Annotated in this window: 16 protein-coding genes and 1 pseudogene; 3 read left to right on the top strand and 14 right to left on the bottom strand. The window is 43.0% G+C overall.

All coding sequences use genetic code 11. From position 1 onward, the window contains the following. Positions 1-2: 2 nt before the first annotated feature. A complete protein-coding gene (gene acgA / locus DW959_RS03410) occupies positions 3-185 on the bottom strand; it encodes an ACGX-repeat peptide (protein ID WP_118615394.1) in 183 nt (60 codons plus the stop codon). A 248-nt stretch (positions 186-433) separates the two neighbouring features. On the opposite strand from acgA, the gene DW959_RS03405 reads away from it, so the two are divergent. Continuing rightward, a complete protein-coding gene (locus tag DW959_RS03405; RefSeq protein ID WP_117808288.1) occupies positions 434-754 on the top strand; it encodes a helix-turn-helix domain-containing protein in 321 nt (106 codons plus the stop codon). 123 nt (positions 755-877) lie between these two features. Here the strand turns inward: DW959_RS03405 and DW959_RS03400 are convergent, their stop codons facing one another. The 6 genes and pseudogenes from DW959_RS03400 to DW959_RS03375 form a co-directional block, all read right to left on the bottom strand. Then, positions 878-1180, bottom strand: a complete 303-nt coding sequence (locus DW959_RS03400; RefSeq protein ID WP_008400078.1) for a hypothetical protein — start codon at positions 1178-1180, stop codon at positions 878-880. A 554-nt stretch (positions 1181-1734) separates the two neighbouring features. Then, the gene (gene ptsP / locus DW959_RS03395) at positions 1735-3438 is read right to left on the bottom strand and encodes a phosphoenolpyruvate--protein phosphotransferase (RefSeq protein ID WP_118615458.1); all 1704 of its coding nucleotides are present in this window, start codon (positions 3436-3438) and stop codon (positions 1735-1737) included. Positions 3439-3478: 40 nt separating this feature from the next. Next, positions 3479-3742 carry an HPr family phosphocarrier protein gene (locus DW959_RS03390; RefSeq protein WP_008400082.1) on the bottom strand — a complete coding sequence of 88 codons (264 nt, stop codon included), beginning with the start codon at positions 3740-3742 and terminating at the stop codon, positions 3479-3481. 171 nt (positions 3743-3913) lie between these two features. After that, a pseudogene (locus DW959_RS03385) lies at positions 3914-5976 on the bottom strand (fructose-specific PTS transporter subunit EIIC). Between the two features lie 78 nt (positions 5977-6054). Beyond that, entirely contained in the window at positions 6055-6957 is a 903-nt protein-coding gene (gene pfkB, locus DW959_RS03380) for a 1-phosphofructokinase (RefSeq protein ID WP_117822209.1), read from the bottom strand. Next, positions 6954-7706, bottom strand: a complete 753-nt coding sequence (locus tag DW959_RS03375) for a DeoR/GlpR family DNA-binding transcription regulator (protein ID WP_008400090.1) — start codon at positions 7704-7706, stop codon at positions 6954-6956. Before DW959_RS03375 ends, pfkB begins: the two co-directional genes overlap by 4 nt. Before the next feature lie 484 nt (positions 7707-8190). Between DW959_RS03375 and DW959_RS03365 the strand changes: the two genes are divergently transcribed. Together DW959_RS03365 and DW959_RS03360 are read left to right on the top strand one after the other, a co-directional pair. Then, the gene (locus DW959_RS03365) at positions 8191-8853 is read left to right on the top strand and encodes an Ig-like domain-containing protein (protein WP_118615392.1); all 663 of its coding nucleotides are present in this window, start codon (positions 8191-8193) and stop codon (positions 8851-8853) included. Between the two features lie 20 nt (positions 8854-8873). Further along, complete coding sequence (locus DW959_RS03360; protein WP_118615390.1) at positions 8874-9317, top strand: hypothetical protein; 444 nt, start codon at positions 8874-8876, stop codon at positions 9315-9317. Positions 9318-9476: 159 nt separating this feature from the next. On the opposite strand, the gene argJ is transcribed toward DW959_RS03360, so the two are convergent. The 7 genes from argJ to DW959_RS03325 all read right to left on the bottom strand — a co-directional run bounded on the left by argJ (position 9477) and on the right by DW959_RS03325 (position 21044). Continuing rightward, positions 9477-10721: a bifunctional glutamate N-acetyltransferase/amino-acid acetyltransferase ArgJ gene (argJ, locus tag DW959_RS03355; protein ID WP_044944736.1), complete on the bottom strand. Its 1245-nt coding sequence runs from the start codon at positions 10719-10721 to the stop codon at positions 9477-9479. Between the two features lie 116 nt (positions 10722-10837). Next, positions 10838-12517 (bottom strand): glutamate--tRNA ligase, encoded by a 1680-nt coding sequence (gltX, locus tag DW959_RS03350; RefSeq protein ID WP_021944786.1) that lies wholly within the window; start codon positions 12515-12517, stop codon positions 10838-10840. Positions 12518-12708: 191 nt separating this feature from the next. After that, positions 12709-13683 carry an aldolase catalytic domain-containing protein gene (locus tag DW959_RS03345; protein WP_008400103.1) on the bottom strand — a complete coding sequence of 325 codons (975 nt, stop codon included), beginning with the start codon at positions 13681-13683 and terminating at the stop codon, positions 12709-12711. A 447-nt stretch (positions 13684-14130) separates the two neighbouring features. After that, positions 14131-16683 (bottom strand): glycoside hydrolase family 3 N-terminal domain-containing protein, encoded by a 2553-nt coding sequence (locus tag DW959_RS03340; RefSeq protein ID WP_117822213.1) that lies wholly within the window; start codon positions 16681-16683, stop codon positions 14131-14133. A 79-nt stretch (positions 16684-16762) separates the two neighbouring features. Then, positions 16763-18244: a glycerol kinase GlpK gene (gene glpK / locus DW959_RS03335; RefSeq protein ID WP_117822214.1), complete on the bottom strand. Its 1482-nt coding sequence runs from the start codon at positions 18242-18244 to the stop codon at positions 16763-16765. Between the two features lie 450 nt (positions 18245-18694). Further along, positions 18695-20875, bottom strand: coding sequence for a hypothetical protein (locus tag DW959_RS03330; RefSeq protein ID WP_118615388.1), 2181 nt, complete (start codon positions 20873-20875; stop codon positions 18695-18697). Beyond that, positions 20844-21044 carry a hypothetical protein gene (locus DW959_RS03325; protein WP_118483299.1) on the bottom strand — a complete coding sequence of 67 codons (201 nt, stop codon included), beginning with the start codon at positions 21042-21044 and terminating at the stop codon, positions 20844-20846. The genes DW959_RS03330 and DW959_RS03325 overlap by 32 nt, the downstream gene beginning before the upstream one ends. Positions 21045-21165: the final 121 nt, after the last annotated feature.

Below are 21165 nucleotides of genomic sequence, written 5' to 3'. Positions count from 1 at the left end.
TCTTATTTCTGCTCCGGCTTGTCAGACGCTCCACATGCTGTTCCGCACGCTGCCGGTTTGTCGGATGCTCCACATGCTGTTCCGCACGCTGCCGGTTTGTCGGATGCTCCACATGCTGTTCCACATGCTGCACCTGCCTGCTTGTCCTTATCGTCTTCCCAATCTGCAATATTTGATAATGCCATCTTCTGTTACCTCCTGATAATTTTATTTTTGGGCTGTTGCCCTCTTGCATTATCAACATAACAAATTCTGATTTTCGAAAAAGTACGCACTTTTTTATTACCTGGTCACAAAAAAGTAACCCCGGTTACCTTTTTGTAACTAATTGACCATACATAGGATGTTAGATTATAATTGGATGTAACAAGAAAAAAGAATATTGGGTACAAAATAAATGTTAGATATAAAACAAATACATGGAGGTAATGTTATGTTAACAAAAGAAGAATTACCAGAATGTCCGGTTGCAACGACCGTTGCTCTGATCGGAAGTAAATGGAAGCTGCTTATTATAAGAAATCTGTTACAGCGTCCATGGCGATTCAACGAACTCAAACGCGATCTGACCGGTATCAGCCAGAAGGTTCTGACCGACAGCCTTCGCTCAATGGAAGAAGACGGGCTGATCACCCGAACCGTATACCCGGAGGTTCCGCCACGCGTAGAATATGCGTTAAGCGACCTCGGACAGACCTTAAAGCCAATCCTTGACTCTATGGTCGAATGGGGTAACGCCTATAAACAAATGTAAAAAAAAGCCATACATAGTGATTAACCCTTTTCATAGCTATTATCTCCACTATGCATGGATAGTAACGGATACCAGAGAAGAACACAAGACAATTGAAAAAGCACCCGACCGGGTGCTCTTGCTTTATCTTTTCTTTGCCGCCTTGGCTGCTTTCTCCAGCTTTCGCTTCTTTGCCTGCTCAGCCATGAATAATTTTCTGAGATTTTCCAGCTTTGCAGCCTCCTCTTTTGCGGTATTCAGATCATCTGTGACCCTGTCCTGTGCGTCCTGACTGTCAAATCTTACAAACTTCTCAAATACGGTTGGATAAGTGAAAGTCTTTTCTATATTCTCACACTGAAATAAAATACGGATGTGTGTACCATCACATTCAACTACATTTCCCTCACCAAATTTTACATGTTTCACTTTTTCGTTTTCAAACATAACCTATCTTCCTCTCTACCTATTGAAAACATCTCCAACTGCCAATATGTGCCCTGTTTCGTCTTGCCGCTACGGCTAAAAAATAACTTTTTTATTTCAGACTTCTATATTATTAATATTACCAAATATTTTCCATAAAATTCCAGTGCAAATTAATTTTCGTAAGAAATTCGTGAAAACCCCACACTCAAGCTTTCAAATTTTGTAAAAAATGTATTCTTGACATTTACCCTGCTATTCAAATATGCAGAAAACCGTCTCAGAAAACAATGCACTTTTTAAGCCTCGCCTGCGCTAATTGCAGAAACTTTCATATCTGTTTTGTTTGGAACTATCCGATATATTACAAAAGCAACAGTTACTATATATTACACTATTATGTAGCAAGCCTTTTTCAACGCCGGTCCTTAGCGAGTTGCCATAGGCAAGGAGCTTAGTACCGCTGCGTTAAAATAAAGTGCAAACGACTTGCGGAATAATAGGTGTAATTATAGTACTAGTTGCTTTTAATATCTTTCATTCTGTTCCAAACAAAACAGATATGGGCTTTTCGCTTATCTTGCGAAGGCTTTTAACAGTTCAGCCACCTCAGCTTCTGTGGATAAGGACAATGCTTTTGCTGCAAGCGCATCTGCATCTGCCTTTGACCATTTGGCAATTGTGCCTCTGGTTCTTAAAACAGAAGTTGCCGATACACTGAACTCTCCCAGTCCAAAGGAGATCAGAAGTGGGATCAGTAACGGATCAGCAGCTGCTTCACCACACATACCTACCATGATGCCTGCTGCATTTCCTGCTTCAATAACATTCTTCATAGAACGAAGAACAGCAGGATTGTATGCGGAATACAGATATGCAACCTTGGCATTTCCTCTGTCAACTGCCATTGTGTACTGGGTCAGATCATTTGTACCGATACTGAAGAAATCAGCTTCCTTTGCCAGAAGATCTGCGATCAGGCTGGCTGCAGGAGTCTCGATCATAACGCCGACCTGAATATCCTTGTTATATGCGATTTTCTCTGAATCTAACTCCTTCTTAAGTTCCGCTACCAGTTCTTTTACCCGTCGGATCTCATCCACACAGGTAACAAGCGGAACCATGATCTTAATATCGCCAAATGCACTCGCACGAAGCAATGCACGAAGCTGTACCTTGTAGCTGTCCTCATTTTTCAAACAATATCTGACTGCACGGAAACCAAGGAACGGATTGTCTTCTTTTTCCAATCCGAGATACGGGATATCTTTGTCACCGCCGACATCCAGTGTACGGATAATAACTTCTTTACCCTGCATCGTCTCGGCTGCTGCCTTATATGCTTCAAACTGCTCGTCCTCTGTTGGCAAACTGTCTGTTCCCATGAACAGGAACTCAGTACGGAATAAGCCTACGCCTTCACCATCAGCAGCTACAACACCCTTGGCATCCTCTGGATTGCCGATATTGCCATATAAAGCTACCTTTGTTCCATCAGCAGTTACTGTATCTTTTCCTCTGTAGATCTGAAGCAGTTTCTTCTCTTTCAGGTAATCTGCACGCTTTGTCTCATATTCTGCGATCTCATCCATCGCAGGTTCTAAGATGCAAACGCCTTCGCATCCGTCTACAACTGCCATCATACCATCGGACACCTGATCTACGATACCATCTACACTAAGTACAGCAGGGATCTCAAGTGCTCTTGCAAGAATAGCTGAATGAGAAGTCTTACCGCCAATCTCGGTGATAATACCTGCTACATTTTCCTTTACGATTCCTGCTGTCATGGATGGTGTCAGATCCTTTGCGACGATCACTGTACCTGCCGGAACATCTCCGATATTAATATCCGGCGTACCGGTAAGGATCTTAAGCATACGGACACGGATATCTCCTACGTCAGTTGCTCTCTGTCTGGTCAGTTCATCATCTACCTGGGAGAACATGGATACGAACATATCACATACACTGTCAACGGCTGCTTCTGCACATTCGCCATTACCGATCAACTCCTTGACCTGATCCTGCATAAATGGATCACTTATCAAAACGATATGTCCTTCCAGGATCTCTGCATTATGTTCTCCAACCTTTTCTTTCATTGCATCTGCCATTTTCTGAGTCTTTTCAACAAAAACTTCCATAGCATTCTCAAATCTCTGAAGTTCAGCATCTGTATCTGTTACTGTATGCTGCTTATATTCCGGTTTGCCATCACTGATGATGACAACCTTTCCGATGCCATAACCGGCTGAGCCGCCTATTCCTTTTAACATATCTTCTACCCCGCTTTCCAGATGAAAGAATGCTGTCTGACTATTCGCCAAGACCGGATTCAACCAACTCTACTGCCTTTGCGAGAGCTGCCTGCTCGTCTTCACCGTCACACTCAATTGTCATCTCTGTTCCACACTTAATACATGCTGCAATGATCAGCATAACGCTCTTTGCGTTGATTCTCTTACCGGCAATATCGATTGTTACGTTACATTTGAACTTTGTCATTTCCTTTGCAAATACTCCTGCCGGTCTCATGTGTAATCCCTGCTCATTAATAACTTTAACTGTCTGTGATACCATAATTATCTTCTCCTTTTTATATCTCTTTTATCATTTGTCCGATTCGGACAAACGCATGATCAACATTGTTACTTTTGATTTAATATTTGAAATATCCCTGTTTTATTTATATCCGGCAGGAACAGATTCTTTCTGTTCCCACCGTTGTTAAAAAGGATAGGGTTTTTGTTTTTATTCTTCTGCTACATTTTTCTTGATCAGACCGAGCAGTAAACAGGTTACTACAGAACCGATCACCCATGAAAGAATGTAGAATAATGGATGTCCTACTGTTGCAAATACGAAGATTCCTCCGTGTGGTGCCATCAGTGTACATTTGAATGCTGCTGATAATGCTCCTGCTACACCTGCACCAACCAGGGTACATGGGATAACATGAAGCGGATCTGCTGCTGCAAATGGAATCGCACCCTCTGTGATGAAGGAACAACCCATTACAAAGTTAGAAACGGCTGAGCCTCTTTCTGCCTTTGTGAATTTCTTAGGGAACAGCTTACATGCAAGTGCAATTCCCATTGGTGGAACCATACCGCCGATCATTACGGCTGCCATGGAAATGTAGCATGCCTGAACGGCTGCATCACTCTGGGATGCACCGGCTGATACAAGGTCTGCTGCTGTAGAAAGCATTCCCGAGCCGAATACATAAGCTGCCTTGTTGATAGGACCGCCCATGTCGATCGCCATCATTGCTCCGAGGATCAGACCAAGGAGAGCTAACAGATTCTTATCTGCAAGTGATGTAAGCATATTGGAAAGTCCTGTATTTACAAGGCCGATCAATGGATTAAAGATAAATACCATCAATACGCCTACAAGGAAAATACCAACTAACGGATAGATCAATGTTGGCTTGATACCCTCTAATGACTGAGGGAACTTTGAACACATCTTCTTTAATAAAAGTACGATATAACCTGCAAGGAAACCTGCAAGAATACCACCTAAGAAACCGGATACTGTATTACCGGAGCCTCGCCTACAAAACCGAATTTTGAAATAAAATTCTGGAATGGGGAAAGGCTTGCACCTGCCCATATATATTTTGCGATCGCTGCATTACCGGATGAAGCAAGAAGTCCGCCGGTAAATCCAACTGCAAGACCCGGACGATCTGCGATCGAATATGCGATATAACCTGCAAGTACCGGAACCATCAGTCCCATGGACAGATCTCCGACATATTTAAAGAATGCGGAAAGTGGTGTACAGGTACCGAAGTTTGAACCACCGGTTGAACCATATCCACAGATTGTATCGATCAGGAATGCCAGTGCGATCATGATACCGCCACCGATAACGAATGGAAGCATATGGGATACACCGCTCATCAGATGCTTGTAGATCTGACTTCCAACACCGCCTGCGCTTTCTTCCTCTGCTTTCTTTCCACTCTCATGATGCACCGAAACCTTGCCATCGATTACTTTATTGATAAGCTCTTCCGGTTTGTGGATACCATCTGCTACCTTTGTAAAAAGAACTGGCTTGCCGTCAAATCTTGCAGTCTCCACATTCTTATCGGCTGCTACGATAATACCGTCACATTCTTCAATCTCCTTTGCTGTCAGACGATTCTTAACACCGCCGGATCCATTTGTTTCAACCTTGATCGAAATGCCCATTTCATTTCCTTTTTTCTCAAGGGCTTCCGCTGCCATAAATGTATGTGCGATACCGGTCGGACATGCTGTAACTGCAAGGACTCTGTATCCTGTCTTTTCCGGTGCGTTTTCCTTCTTATCTTCTGTTGCTTCTCCAAGTTCATCCGCAAACTTTTCCATCTCATATTTGCTGCAGATATCTAAGAACTGATCTGCATTCTTTGCTGCAAGAAGTTCTGCTCTGAAGTTCTCATCCATCAGCAACATACTGAGTCTTGATAATACTTCCAGATGTACATCTGCGCCCTTTTCCGGTGCTGCGATCATGAAGAACAGGTTTGCAGGCTGTCCGTCTAATGAATCATAATCTACACCGTCCGGTACTGTCATAGCTGCAAGTCCCGGCTGCTTAACTGCTGCATTCTTGGAATGAGGAATTGCGATTCCCTCTCCAACTCCGGTCGAACCGGATTCCTCTCTTGCAAGAATTCCTTTCTTGAATTCTGCCTTATCTGTTATATTGCCCGATTTTGCATGAAGATCGATCAGATAATCGATCGCTGCGTCTTTAGAATCTACTTTTACACCAAGGGCAATTCCTTCTTTTTTTAATAACTCCCTTATTCTCATACTCATTCTCCTTTACTCAAATACCGGTTTATCAGGATCTGGTCAGTTCAGTCGGTTCTTCTCCCTTTTCCCCAACTGTTAAAATTGTCCTAAAAGTTTCTCAACCTGGTCTTTTGTTGCAAGTCCTTCTGAAAATGCAGTTGCACTGCCTGTTGCTGCGCCGTACTTTAATGCTTTCTTGTAATCATGCTCTGCAAAATAGCTTGCGATAAATCCTGCCACCATGGAATCTCCGGCTCCTACAGAATTAACAACTTTTCCTTTTGGAACGCCCATTCTGTATGTCTCTCCGGTCTCTGTGATCAGCATAGATCCGTCTCCTGCCATGGAGATCGCTACGTTTCTTGCTCCAAGTGCCTGTAATCTCTTTGCATATTCTTCAATCTCCTCATCGGAATGAAGTGTTACGCCAAACATTTCTCCAAGCTCGAAGTTATTCGGCTTGATAAGAAACGGATGATACTTGAGAACATTTAACAGGAGATCCTTCGTAGCATCGACTACGATATCAACCTTCTTGCCTGCAAGTCTTGCCATGATCTTCTCGTACACATCAGATGGTAAAGATGGTGGGATCGCTCCTGCCAGAACCAGACAGTCACCGTCTGTTAAACCATCTAATTTCTTATAAAGTTCTTCCAGTTCTGCATCGCTGATATTGGGGCCTTTTCCATTGATCTCTGTTTCTTCTCCGGCTTTCAGCTTAACATTGATTCTGCTAACGCCATCTGAAACCGTGATGAAATCAGCTTTTACACCAAGGGCAGCGACTCCTTCTTCAATCGCTTTTCCGGTAAAGCCTGCAACAAATCCAAGTGCTACAGAATCTACGCCCAGATTCTTAAGGACTGTTGAAACATTGATTCCCTTTCCACCGTAGAACAGGGCTTCTTCTCTGCTTCTGTTTACCGAACCGATTTCCAGTTTTTCCATTCTGACAACATAATCGATTGCCGGATTGAAAGTTACTGTGTAGATCATTCCTTCATTACCTCCTTTATGACTGTTGCATCTGCATACTTATCATTTACAAGTCGGTCGGTGATAATACACGCCTTCTTGATTCCTGCAAATGTAACCGCTGTAACCTTGTCAAACTTCGTGTGATCGGCAAGGACAACACTCGCATAAGATCGGTTGACCGCTTCCATCTTTACAAGTGCTTCTTCTACATCGACTGTCGTGAAACCGTAATCTGTATGTACACCGTTGGTTCCAAGGAAGCATTTTGAGAAATTGAACATCTTCATATTATTTACAGCATCTGCACCTACCGTAGATTCTGTGACCGGCTTTCCAAGTCCTCCGATCATGTATGCCCGAAGTCCTTTGTTCATCAGCCGTTTGATATGTGCAATTCCATTTGTGACAAATGTCGCTCTGGTTGATTCCAGATACTCGATCATCCATCCGGTACTTGTTCCTGCATCTATGAAAATAAAATCGTCATCATTGATCATATTCACCGCATACCGCGCAATTGCTTTCTTTTCTTCCACACAGAGCTGCTCTTTTACACTGACCGCAATCTCATCTGCAATAAACTGGTGTGCAACTGCTGTAGCTCCTCCGTGTACCTTATTCAGTTTTCCCATTTCATCGAGAGCGATAAGATCCCGCCTTATGGTTGATTCTGATGCTCCTGTGCACTCTGTCATTTCTGCAACTGTGATCGTTCCTTTGTTCTTCAGAGCTTCCAGTATCTTGTTATATCTTTCTTCCGTAAGCATATATATAGGTCTCCTTATTATCAAATCATTTTATTATTTGCAATTCAATTCATATATATGCATTATAACCAATTTTTCATTCAAAATCAATCATATTCGTTCAACTTGGATTTATATTAACACACATTTCGTTCACAATCAATCATTAATTTGCATTTTTTTGAAGTTTTTTGAACAAATATGAAAGAAACGGAATTAAAGAAAGCAGGCAGTCTCGTTATAAGACCACCTGCCGGTTTTCTTTCTTCTGCTGTCAATGCCGATCCCGGAGAACTAAGCGCAAGTTTTCCTGGCATCGGAACACCTTCTTCCTGCTGATTGATATATGACATCAGCCAAAGGGTCATAGCTGCGTCTCTTCCAAAAAGGATCTCATTATAGAGTTCTTTTTTGCGTACGAAATTCTAAAATATAAAATGGGACGTCACCATATCATTCCAATTCTTTCTGGAAACGTACAATCATCGGATGCAGCCTGCTCGGTATGGTTATCGTAACTGCATTGCCAGCACAGGCAGCAACTTTAAATGAGCGCACAGTTTCCGCTGTCAGTACATACACAGGCACCAATGCTGCCCTTGCCACAAGTAAGACCGCAGCTATAAACACTGCCACTTCTACTACAAATACAACCACAAATGATGCCACCCTTACCGCAAGCAAGACCACGGCCAAGAAAGCTGCGCTGAATAAAACATCTTTAAAGCTGAAGAAGGGCAAAACTTACCAGTTAAAAACAAAAAATGTAAAGGGAACGGTAACATGGAAGTCTTCTAATAAGAAGATTGCCACAGTTTCAAAGAAAGGTAAGGTCACTGCAAAAAAGGCAGGCTCCGCTGTTATTAAAGCTACCTATAAAAAGAACGAAAAGATAAAGACATTAAAGTGCAAGGTCACTGTTACAGCAGCGAAAAAAGAATCCCGTGAAGAGACTGTAAAGAAGAAAATCCTTGCATTACAGAATACATATAAAGAAGGTACAACATGGACAAATGACGACTTCTATCTCTGGAAGGCAAAGAACATGTACTGCTATGGCTGTATCGCCCCTGCAGCAAACAGGCTTTTCAGTAAATACACGGTATTAAGCACAGTTCAAATGCAAATCATTCATTTCAGGGAGATAAGTTTTTATCTCTCTGTTTGACTATACTTATGGAGAAAATTATGAATAATTCTTATAAAGATGAGATAAATAATAAAATATATGACTACATTGCCGGCTACATAAATTGTTCAACAGATCAATTAAAAGAAGAAGGCACACATTTCGTAAAGAACGAAAAGGCTGCTAATAATTATGTTAAAATTCTCAGCATCAGAGATACAAATATCATTTCTCTGTCTGAAGAAAAATATGAACTTGGAAAACAACTGTTATCAGGTAAAACCCGAGACGAATTATATGAAGGTAACAACCTTAAAACATTATGTGATATCGAGGGCTTTGAAAATTCACTGGCTTTTGATGCAGAAGGAAATACAAATACAACCATCGTTTTATGTGCAATAAAAGATAACGAAATAATAGCCATTGCGGGTGCTGCTCCCACCGGTAAACTGATGGAAGTTGGAATTGATGTAAAAAAGAACTGGCTTCCCAAGCAGTAGCCATCCGAAGCGGCTATATGCCACTCTGGACGGATTCATTTGGGACACGCTAATCAGCGCACTATAAGTATAAAAAATAACCGCCCAGCCTGCAAACTGCGAGCGGTTATTTTTAACCAATCATATCAAGGCTAACCGTCTATCGGTGGCACTCTTTATTTATGAACGATAATCACCATTGATCTTGACATAATCATAAGTCAGGTCACAGCCCCACGCTTTAGCGGATGCTTCGCCCTGATTCAGATTGACGTTGATATAGATATCATCCTCAGATAATACCTCAGAGGCTTTTTCCTCAGAAAATGGAATACCGGAACCGTTTCTGCATACCTCTACGATACCCTTCTCAGATTCAAGATCTACATCTACTTTATCGATATCGAAATCCGCTTCTGCATATCCGATCGCACAGAGAATACGTCCCCAGTTTGCGTCTTCACCAAACATCGCACATTTGGTCAGTGGGGAACGGATAATGCTCTTTGCAACGATGATCGCTGTATCCTGATCCGGCGCTCCAGATACTGTACATTCCAGCATCTTGCTTGCGCCCTCTCCATCACTTGCGAGCATCATCGTCATACACTCCATAACGATGTACAGTGCTTTCTTGAAAATTGCATAGTCGTCATTTTCTGTTACGATCTCTTCATTTCCTGCAAGTCCGTTTGCCATGACACTTAAAGTATCATTTGTCGATGTATCACCATCTATAGACAGACAATTATAGGTTACCTTTACGATCTCACTCAGAGCCTTCTGGATCATATCGGCTGAGATTGCAACATCCGTTGTGATAAAGTTCAGCGTGGTTGCCATATTCGGATGGATCATACCGCTTCCCTTTGCCATTCCACCAAGACGACAGGTCTTGCCACCAAGTGTGAATTCTACTGCAACCTGCTTATCAACTGTATCTGTCGTCATGATCGCATTTGCAGCCTTATCATTGCCATCGGCACTTAAACCGCCAGCAAGCTCTTTCATGTGCTCTTCAAATGGTTCGATCGGAATGATCTGACCAATCACACCGGTCGATGCATTGATGATCATATCTGCATCGATTCCCAGTGCATCTGCTGCCAGCTCACAGATCCGCTCTGCCTTTTCCACGCCATCCGCATTACAGGTATTTGCATTCTTTGAATTAACGACAACTGCCATGGCTTTGCCGCCTGTTGCCTTCAGATGCTCCTTAGTTACAAGGATCGGCGCACCTTTTACCTTGTTCTGTGTATATACGGCTGCTGCATTACAGACTGTACTGCTGTAAACCATACCCAGATCATTCTTATTCTTATCGGAATTCAGTCCGCAGTTTATACCATTTGCCACAAATCCCTTTGCTGCACAGACACCACCGTCTACATATGTGTATCCTTCGTATGTTTTCTTCTTCATAATCATCCGTAGCCAAATCCTGTCGACTTCCACGTTTCATTCCACTACTGCCGATCAGTGATTCGCCACTGCCTCCTTTTTAAGATATATAAAACTCTGCCTGTATTTCTATTATCTTACTTGCCGATTGCTGCCAGAAACTTGTCCAGTCTTCCGATCGTACGATTCTTGCCGATTACGTTCATGATCGTAGCAAGATCCGGTGAATTCTTCTTACCGGTTACTGCCACACGAACGATCGTGCAGACATCTGTGATCGATCCCTTATAAGCATCCGGATTCTTCTTATATTCCTTGACATTCGGGCAATAGCCAAGCTTATCACCCATAACCTTCATCTCGGCAAACCAGTTCTCAGCATCTAAGAACAGATCCTTCTTATATTCATTGATGATCTCTGCCATCTGATCTGCATTATACTTCTCGTCGATCTCGTAGGAAAGCTTCAGTTCATCCTCCGGCACATAGAGATAGCCGAACATCTCTGCCAGATCCGACCACTTACCAACATCCTTACGGACTTTATTTCCTGACATCTTCCAAAGGCTAATCGTCTTTAAGAAGCTCTCTTTATCATTTGTGCCAAATTCATACAGCTTCTCATCAAATTCTTTTGCCCATGCCATGATCTTCTCATAGCACTTTTCTTCTGAAAATGTGGAGATCATCTCTTTGCTGACATCATTTAACTTCACCATGTCAAATAATGCACCGGATGCCGGCATCTTCGCAAGTGACAATGTGAAATCATCGATCGTCTTATCAGGATTTGCTGCATGCCATTCCTCATAATTGGAATTGGCGATCGTCATCAGATATTCCAGTACACTCTCGGATGGATAGCCCTGCTCCTGATAGAAGCCAACGGCTGCCTCCGGGTCTTTTCTCTTACTAAGCTTTCTCTTATGCTGATGTTCATTTCCATCCTCATCCACGGATATTTCCATCTTCATAATTGGTGAAATATGTGCATACTCAGGAAGTTCAAATCCGCACAGTTCAAATAACTGCTTATGAAGCGGATAGGATGCAAGCCATTCATCACCACGGATGACCATATTTGTTCTCATGAAATGATCGTCTACTGCATGTGCAAAATGATAGGTTGGAATTCCGTCAGATTTTAACAGTACAACATCCATCATATTCTCAGGCATCTCGATCTTACCACGGATCGGGTCACTGTAAACAACCGTCTTTCCTGCTTCGCCCGGGCTCTTAAGTCTGACAACATAAGGTTCTCCGGCTGCTAGTTTCTCCTCGATCTGCTCGTATGTCAGATTTCTGCCAACTGCATACTCTCCATAATATCCGATATCTACCTTTGCAGCCTCCTGCTTTGCTCTTATCGCATCCAGTTCTTCCGCAGTTGTAAAATCAGGATATGCATATCCCTCCTGCATCAGCTTCTTAACGCAGATCTGATAGATCTCTTTTCTCTCGCTCTGCTTATATGGTGCATATGTGACAGGGCTTCCTTCAAATGGTCCCTCGTCAAATCCAAGATCAAACTTGTTTAAGGAATTGATGATCTCCTCCACGCCATTTTCAAGCTCTCTCTTTCTATCTGTATCTTCTATTCTAAGATAGAACACACCACCGCTCTGCTTTGCAAGTTTTCTTGATATCATAGCAGCATATAAACCACCGATATGCATATATCCGGTTGGGCTTGGCGCAAATCTCGTTACCTTCGCACCCTCCGGCAAGTCTCTCTTTGGAAATCTTGCTTCGAGATCGTCTACCGTTCCTGTTATATCCGGGAATATTAATTCTGCTAATTTGTTATAATCCATCTTATCTGCCACCTCTTATATCAAATCTATTTTTCGTTTCTTACCGCCTGACAGCACCTAATCGACTGTCAAAACACATATAGTAAAAAATACCACAAACCCCCGGCTTTGTACAGGTCTTTTCTCCCGTTTGCACTCAGGTGGACAAAAAAGACCCGGGATTTTTCCCGGATCTCTTTTCGACTTATTTCTTACTCACGATAAAGTAAGTAGCTGTACATGTCAGCGTATTCGTGTTTGCCCTGTTTGATGAAATCAATGGCCTCTCTTGGATGCTGGTTCAGCATACCGGTCAGCATGTAAGGTACATCATAGCCCCATACAGCATCACCCTTTTCCTTTAACGGAACCATGTAACGCTCAATGAACTTCAGGATATGGTACAGATTGTACTTTGGATTACGAAGGAAGCCAAGCAGCAATTCCATCGCGCAATTTCCTGCACCTCGTCCCATAGAGCTTACCGTTCCATCTAACATGCTTGCTCCATGTCTCATTGCTTCAACAGTATTTGCATATGCCATCTTCATGTTGTCATGTGCATGAATACCAATCTTCTTACCGTATTTCTCTCCAACTGCCACATATTTCTGTGTCAGTCTCTGGATCTGCTCCGGGTATAAAGAGCCGTAGCTGTCTACAATGTAGATTCCGTCTACATTTGATTTGCCTAACATCTCAAGAGCGATATCGATCTCTGACTCCTGATCCTTTGAGATCGCCATAATGTTACAGGTCGTCTCATATCCCTTTGCATGTGCATCCTCTATCATCTCGATCGCAGCAGGCATGGTGTTGATGTACGTAGCCACACGTATCATGTCAATAACACTGTCTGCTCTGTCAATAATATCTGTCTTGTAATCGCATCTTCCGACATCAGCCATAACAGATATCTTCATCTCTGTATTATTCTCTCCGACTATACTGCGAATGGCTTCTTCGTCACAGAACTTCCACTTTCCGAACTTTTCTACATCGAACATCTCCTTGGAAGCCTTGTAGCCGAATTCCATATAATCAACACCAGCCTTCAAATTTGCTTCATAAAGTGCTTTTACAAATTCATCTGTAAAATAAAAATCGTTGACAAGTCCTCCATCTCGAATTGTAGCATCAAGCACCTGAATATCAGGTCTGTACGTGATCATATCTCCGCCTATCATCGCTGTTTCCTCCTAAATCTTTTTTATCACCTGATGAGCCGATCAAACTCTCAGGGGTATCCAACGCTCTTTCTATTTATTTTCTCACTTTAACGCGTTGGTGTGAGTATAGTATAACAGCTTTTTAAAATAATGCAAGCACTTTTTTACTTCAACGCAATAAACTTTTTCACTTTAAAGTTCCGTGATGACTGTCCTATCATAGAAAAAGCTCCCGGACATCCCACCCCTGCTGCATACTGCCTATACGAAATAACATTGCGAGAATTTCGTTGTTCACTGCACATTGTCAGTAAATGCGGGCGCAGGTTCTCACCGAAGGTGAGTTTGCGCAGGAGCACTTACGAATCAGACATGTGCAATGAGCAGAAATCGCAGCAAGTTATTTCGTATAGGCAGTATGCAGCAGGGATGGAGTGCCCGGAAGCTTTTAATAATAATATATCTTTACGCCCGCTTCAGGCTTCCAACCCGGAGTTCGAATTCATCCAGTACTTCCTGATCCGGATTCTCACATTTCAGATGAACCAGATTGATCAGTCTGGTATGTGGTTCATATTCGTATTTATTATCAATGTCCGCCGGATCAAGTCCCAGTCTGAACCACAGATGATTCATGTGTTCTCTGGTCACGGTATTCTCATACAGCACCTTGATCGGTGTCTGCAGACTGTAGCTGTACTCTGTCTTCGCATCCAGATAAACAGGCATACTGCACACGATATTTCGGGAGCTGTTGCCAATCAGAATATTATAGACGCCTTCCTCTGCTACCCACTGATGCAGGTCACTGTCAAAGGATGCAAAATCCTCCTTCGTCAATGTGAATGTCACCTTTTCACGCTCACCATATGCCAGCCGGATCTTCTTAAAAGCTTTCAGTTCCTTTACAGGCTTTGATATCGTCGCATACGGATCACTGATATAAAGCTGAACGACTTCCATACCCTCTGAAAACTCTTCCGGTCCCTGATTGATCACATCCACAGCGATCCGGAGAGAATCCGTCAGCACCGGCATCTTCTTATTATCCACTTTGCCATCCGGATAAACCAGTTCCACCGGAACAGAATCTGCGATTGCACGCTCATTGCTGATCTCAAAATGACTATAGGATAAGCCATGTCCAAATGGATACAACGGCTCTACCATCTTCTTATCATAATATCTGTATCCGACGTAAATCCCTTCTCCATAATTGACCTGATATCCATCCCCGGGGAAATTCAGATACGTCGGTGTATCCTTATGCTTCTTCGGGAAGGTCAGCGGCAGCTTTCCGGATGGATTAACACGTCCGGTTAAAATATCTGCCATCGCATGTCCGCCCTCCATTCCCGGAAGGAACATACAGAAAATACCATCCAGCTCATGCTCCCAGAGTGCCAGATCAACCGGGCCGCTTACATTTAAGATCAATCCTAATTTGACCATAGGATTTTCCCGTTTCAGATCTAACATCTGATTCAAAATCTGTGCATCCTCCGCGGACAGCTTCATATTCTTCCGGTCATTTCCTTCCATGCCCGGTATTCTGGCAACGCAGATATAGGTGGAAATGCCTGCACGCTTCCCTGCTGCCGGTATTCCGATACTCACCTCGACACCATTCTGGATCAGCCCCTCGTAGATGCTGCTGTCCTTATCTGTCGTAATACCTGCACTTCCGGTACCACAGTCATATAAACGGATAGCTCCGCTTCCGCACAGAACAACCCCGGACATTACCTCCTCGTCTGATACAGTTTCAAATACAGAATCATTGCCCGCCTTTCCTTTCGACCGGATCGGGAAGATTCCATTTTCATTTTTCAATAATACAATTCCCTCACAGGCTGCCTTATATGCTGCCTGCTTCGACATATCCATAATATACTGTGCTGACATATCATAGCATTCCGGTGAACCATAGGTGTCCATCAGCTCCAGCACTCTCGCCACATTCCGGTCAAGCTCCTCTTCTATCAGCTCCCCGGCTTCTACTGCCTGAACAACCTTCTCCGGATCTGCTGTGATTCCCGGCATATTCAGATCATTGCCTGCCTTTAACGCTGCGATCGGATCATATACTGCCCCCCAGTCTGATACGACCATACCTTCAAAGCCCCAGTATTTACGCAGAATACCGTCTAACAGCCATTCATTTGCAGTGCAGGCTGTTCCATTGATCTTATTATAGGCTGCCATAACTGTCGCAGGCTGTGCCTGCTCTACACAGGCACGGAAACCAGGAAAATAAATCTCCTGCAATGCCCGTTCTGATATCGTTTCATTTATTCCCTGACGGTTCTTCTCCTGATTATTGGCAGCAAAATGCTTGATATTTGCTGCAACGCCTTCCGCCTGCACACCCTTTACATATTCCGGAGCAAGCTTCGCTACCAGACACGGATCCTCAGAGAATCCCTCAAACAGTCTTCCGCCCAGTGGATCTCTGTGGATATTGATATTCGGAGTTCCAAGAAGCATGCTCACACCATATGCTCTCGCTTCTCTTCCAAGTGCATGTCCTGTCTGATTGACAACATCGGGGTTAAAGGTTGCTCCCAGCATCATGCCACACGGAAAACATGCCGGAGACATAATATCAGCCGCCGCATCGCCTGCCATTTCAACAAATGCAAGCGTCGTATCATTATTGGTTGTATTCTTTATAAATTGTTCCTTCAGATATTCCCGGACTTTTTTCCAGACCTTTGTCTCTTTTTCTGTCAGTTTGTCCGGACGAAAATAGTCAAATATAACATTTCTTTCTTCCGTTGCACTAAAATCCTTCATCAGCCATGCTTCTTCCTCATCGCGCGGATTTGTACGCCAGGAAAGGATCAGATCTGCGATCAACTGTTCATAATTGATCCCGGTTCCTCCATCCAGCATACGGATCGCAGGCACCCCATATCTGGAAGCATCCGCTGTGCAGAAATTACTTGCACCGCATACCATGTCAGCCTTTTCTTCTATTGTCATTTGTTCCAGTATTGTCTTGATCTTATCTGTCATATTTTTATCTCCTGCTATTTGTAACTATTTTCTGTTCATCTGAAAACAGCTCACAAATTCTATCTACTAAATTCTGATTTTATAAAAGCACCCGCTTTACTGCGGTTCCCCAGCCGGAAAGCAGCATCCTCCGCATCTCTTCATCGATCTGCGGCTCAAATATCCGCTCCACCTGCCAGTTCTGCTTTATCTCTTCTATACTGTCATAATATCCAACAGCCAGTCCTGCCAGATATGCCGCACCAAGTGCTGTCGTTTCTGTTACGACCGGGCGCACAATTTCCCCTGCTAACAGGTCAGCCTGGAACTGCATCAGGAAATTATTTGCACTCGCACCGCCATCTACACGCAGCCGTTTCAGCTCCATGCCGGAATCATTCTCCATTGCCTTTAACACATCGTAGGTTTCATATGCCAGTGATTCCACGGTTGCCCGAACAATATGTTCCCTTGTGGTGCCTCTGGTCAGTCCCAGGATCGCACCTCTGGCATATGCATCCCAATATGGTGCGCCAAGTCCTGTAAATGCCGGAACCACATAGACACCATTGCTGTCCTTAACGGATAATGCTATTCTCTCTGTATCACCGGCTTTCTCGATCAGCTTCATTTCATCGCGCAGCCATTTGATCGCCGCTCCTGCGACAAATACGCTGCCTTCCAGTGCATACTGTACCTTGCCGTTCAGCCCAATCGCTATCGTAGTAAGCAGTCCATGTTCGGAATAAACAGCCCTGTCTCCCGTATTCATCAACAGGAAACAGCCGGTACCATATGTGTTCTTCGTATCTCCCGGTTCAAAGCAGCACTGTCCAAATAAAGCTGCCTGCTGATCTCCGGCAACACCTGCAACCGGTATCGAACCGCCAAATAACCGTTCATCCGTGTATCCATAGATCTCACTGGAATTATGCACCTCCGGCAGCATACTTTCCGGTATCCGGAATTTCTCCAGCAATTCCTTATCCCACTCTAATGTGTGAATATTAAACAGCATCGTTCTGGATGCATTTGTATAATCCGTTGCATGAACCCTGCCGCCGGTAAGCTTATAGATCAGCCAGGTATCCACTGTACCGAAATACAGCTTGCCCTGCTCTGCCATCTCTCTTGCTCCGTCAACATGATCGAGGATCCACTCGATCTTCGTAGCGGAAAAATACGGATCTGCGATTAGTCCGGTCTTTTGCCGGATCACAGTATCATACCCTTCTGCCTTTAATGCATCGATCCGGTCAGCGGTTCTTCTGCACTGCCATACAATAGCCGGATAAATCGGTTCTCCTGTTTCTTTATTCCAGACAATCGTTGTCTCTCTCTGATTCGTAATTCCGATCGCTGCAATCTCTTCTACTGGAATACCAAGTGTCTCTCTTGCTTCCATCATTACGCTCATCTGTGAAGCCCATATTTCCTTCGGATCCTGCTCTACCCAGCCATTTTCCGGAAAATATTGTGTAAATTCCTTCTGTGATACAGCAGCCATCTCTCCATTTTTCCCAAATAAAATTGCTCTTGAACTGGTTGTTCCCTGATCAAGTGCCATTATGTATTTCTGCATTGTATATCCTCTTTATAAATAACAATTTCTCAGGCTGTTCTAACTCCTGCCTGTCCTATGCTGCGTTTTCCTCGTTCCCATAACAAATGAACAAAATACGGAGGCAGGATTTGGTATAAAACGTCCCCTGTCCCCGTATTTTATTTGTACCGGCAACCAGCCAGTATCCTTGCATACACATATCTCTGATGATTGCCTCCATAACCGGAAAAGCGCCTTGAATACGAGACTCCTCCGGTTTTATATATTCATTCAATTTCTGATATTTTTATAACTCTAATTTTCACCTGTTGGATCTATAATAAGTCCATTGTTTATTTCACCTGAAGTTGTAATAATATCCTCTGTCTCAAATTCCACAATCTCCATAACCGGTGCCTCATACTGTTTTTTCATTTTTATTTACCCTCCTTATATTTCCTATATCTTTATATTAATATCTTATCGTTCCTAGTTTGCAAGCCAGTAGCTTAATGCAGAATTACCGTATTCCATGATATCCTGCAGTAATGCAACCAGCTTTGTGTTGCTGTTGTTTCTCATATTATAGGCATAAGCAGATATACCATAGGTCATACGTGCTGACGCTTCACCATTTACCTGAACTGTAAATGTATAAGTTTCATCCATCTTTGTCGGAAGGATCTCATATGTAACACCATAATATTTGTTTGTGCCATATGGCTTTAGATCCTGACCTGCTATAACATCTGAAACTCCTGTTCCGTTGACATTGATCGTAATATCAGCAATATTCCCTTCATATTCAGATGTATCAATGATCACCGCAATACCAACACGGTTCTCAAGCACCAATGTTCGTCCACTGATCTTTACATTACCGGAATTTGTAACTGAGCTTCCGGAATTTGTAAATCCTGTTAATGAATGTTTTGCACTCGCATAGGTCTGATAATCATCAAAATCTGCATTTGCCAAATCTGAAGTGTTATATCCAAAATAGGTCTGAGCGGATGCACCATAGTTTACCAGATCAACCAACAGTTTCCTTAATACTTTACTTGTGCCATCCATTGCGATCAGCCGTTTTGCATAATCAGCAACACTGGTTGTATAAGCCTTGCTGTAGCAATTTGTCATTCCACCATCACTGGTACCTTCAAGCGTTGCTGTTATATCTTTCGTCATTTCCTTTGCTGCAATTCCTGTAAACTCTCCATACAGATATGTCTTGCCATTTACAGTCTTTGTAAGTTCTTTTGACAAGCCCGATGCTCCCTGTACTGTTCCGGATGCATCCCGGTACACAATTGTCGCATTCTGATAACGTTCCAGAACAGCCGGATCTACCAGATATACCAGAGAAATATCACTATCCAGTGTGATCGATACCTGTTTTATATTCAACAGTGAATCCACATAACCTTCTGTCAGTGGATACAGCTCCAGATCCTCAGAACCAACAACTGAATTCTTATCATATATTCTTCCCTTGCTGTCTACCCATGCAATATAGGAAGGATCTGCTGCCTCCGGATATACGAGTTTTGCGCCCTCCTCCATGAAGTTTGAACCGCCGCTGATCACATTATTGTCTGTATCATAAAATGTTACTTTTCTTGTAACCTTGGTTTCTGAACTGAATGTCAGTGAACCATTGTCTGTTTCTACAAAAGATTTCCATTCAGATGTATGGTATTCTTTCTTCTCAGCATCTGTCAAAGAAGCTGCATATCCATTCAATTTGTAAGAAGCATTACCGGCTGCGATCTCTGACGACTCCATGAATACACAATCCGTAACATTGTCTGCTGCACCTATCAGATTCATTGGCTCCATAGCAGCATTTGCAATGCAGTTTGCAACTTTATTACCGTTACCATTTCCTCTGAAAATACCTGTTGTAGTACCTGTTGAACCATCCTTTAATGAAAACTTACCATTTGCAAAACAGTTAACTATCGTTCCTGAATTCGATGCCTCTCCTGCAAAAGCACTACACATATTATAACCAGCGGCTGTCATAGTCCCTGAATAAATACAGTTTGCTATCAAACCACTATTAACTCCAACAAATCCGCCTGTAAGCGAAATAGCACCAGTTCCTTTGATTGTGCCCTTAAATATACTATTTATAATTTGAGAATTACTTAATACATAAACATATCCACCAGCAGGTGGGGCCTGATTTTCCAACTGAAGCTGCACCGCAACAACACAATCACTAACTGTGCTTTCAATAAGCATACATCCAAGGCCTCCAACCATTGCTGTATTGCCATTAAACGTACAGCTATTATCAATCGTACAACCACTGATCGTAGTCGCAATTGATCTGCCACATAAGATACCACTGCCCGATCCTGCAGAGCCGGAAATTTCTACATTACTCATCTTCAAATTCTTGATCGTGGCTCCCTGCGTCTGTCCAAATAAACCAAACGGAACACTATCATTCTCAGCATTATATTCTGCAGCCGTTATACTTGCCGTAAGTCCTGATACTGTATGTCCATCCCCATCAAATACTCCCGTATATGGATTAGCTGCACTACCGATCGGTGTCCATGTGGTTCCTGAGGTATCGTGATATCCGCTGTCAGCTTTACACTTGCATATGACTCTGCCGTACCTGCATTTACCGCTTTTGCAAAGCTGCAAACTGTTCATATGTACTGATCTCCACTGCCGTACTCTCAGTCGCTGCATCTACAACAAATGCCCCAGCCTGTCCCCCTGCATACGGAAGTCCTGCCGGATTCATTGAGAAAACAGTAGCTGCTGCCGCAACGCAGGCAACGGTTCTCTTCATCTGTCTTACAAATAATTTATTTCCCATACTTCCTCCTCCATATCTCATCTGAATTCGTACGCTCATACCATTCACTTTAGCAGATTTTGTTATTAACTTCAAGAAATATATGGTTTTCTTTGGTTATTTTTTCCAAATTTATTTAAAC

This window comes from Clostridium sp. AM46-21 (assembly GCF_003480025.1).
Taxonomy (GTDB): domain Bacteria; phylum Bacillota; class Clostridia; order Lachnospirales; family Lachnospiraceae; genus Coprococcus; species Coprococcus ammoniilyticus.
This window is presented reverse-complemented; position numbering and strand designations above follow the sequence as displayed.

Coding starts and splice junctions, on each gene's coding strand:
- acgA (WP_118615394.1), bottom strand. CDS start 185: ATGGCATTATCAAATATTGCAGATTGGGAAGACGATAAGGACAAGCAG.
- DW959_RS03405 (WP_117808288.1), top strand. CDS start 434: ATGTTAACAAAAGAAGAATTACCAGAATGTCCGGTTGCAACGACCGTT.
- DW959_RS03400 (WP_008400078.1), bottom strand. CDS start 1,180: ATGTTTGAAAACGAAAAAGTGAAACATGTAAAATTTGGTGAGGGAAAT.
- ptsP (WP_118615458.1), bottom strand. CDS start 3,438: ATGTTAAAAGGAATAGGCGGCTCAGCCGGTTATGGCATCGGAAAGGTT.
- DW959_RS03390 (WP_008400082.1), bottom strand. CDS start 3,742: ATGGTATCACAGACAGTTAAAGTTATTAATGAGCAGGGATTACACATG.
- pfkB (WP_117822209.1), bottom strand. CDS start 6,957: ATGATCTACACAGTAACTTTCAATCCGGCAATCGATTATGTTGTCAGA.
- DW959_RS03375 (WP_008400090.1), bottom strand. CDS start 7,706: ATGCTTACGGAAGAAAGATATAACAAGATACTGGAAGCTCTGAAGAAC.
- DW959_RS03365 (WP_118615392.1), top strand. CDS start 8,191: ATGGTTATCGTAACTGCATTGCCAGCACAGGCAGCAACTTTAAATGAG.
- DW959_RS03360 (WP_118615390.1), top strand. CDS start 8,874: ATGAATAATTCTTATAAAGATGAGATAAATAATAAAATATATGACTAC.
- argJ (WP_044944736.1), bottom strand. CDS start 10,721: ATGAAGAAGAAAACATACGAAGGATACACATATGTAGACGGTGGTGTC.
- gltX (WP_021944786.1), bottom strand. CDS start 12,517: ATGGATTATAACAAATTAGCAGAATTAATATTCCCGGATATAACAGGA.
- DW959_RS03345 (WP_008400103.1), bottom strand. CDS start 13,683: ATGATAGGCGGAGATATGATCACGTACAGACCTGATATTCAGGTGCTT.
- DW959_RS03340 (WP_117822213.1), bottom strand. CDS start 16,683: ATGACAGATAAGATCAAGACAATACTGGAACAAATGACAATAGAAGAA.
- glpK (WP_117822214.1), bottom strand. CDS start 18,244: ATGCAGAAATACATAATGGCACTTGATCAGGGAACAACCAGTTCAAGA.
- DW959_RS03330 (WP_118615388.1), bottom strand. CDS start 20,875: ATGAACAGTTTGCAGCTTTGCAAAAGCGGTAAATGCAGGTACGGCAGA.
- DW959_RS03325 (WP_118483299.1), bottom strand. CDS start 21,044: ATGGGAAATAAATTATTTGTAAGACAGATGAAGAGAACCGTTGCCTGC.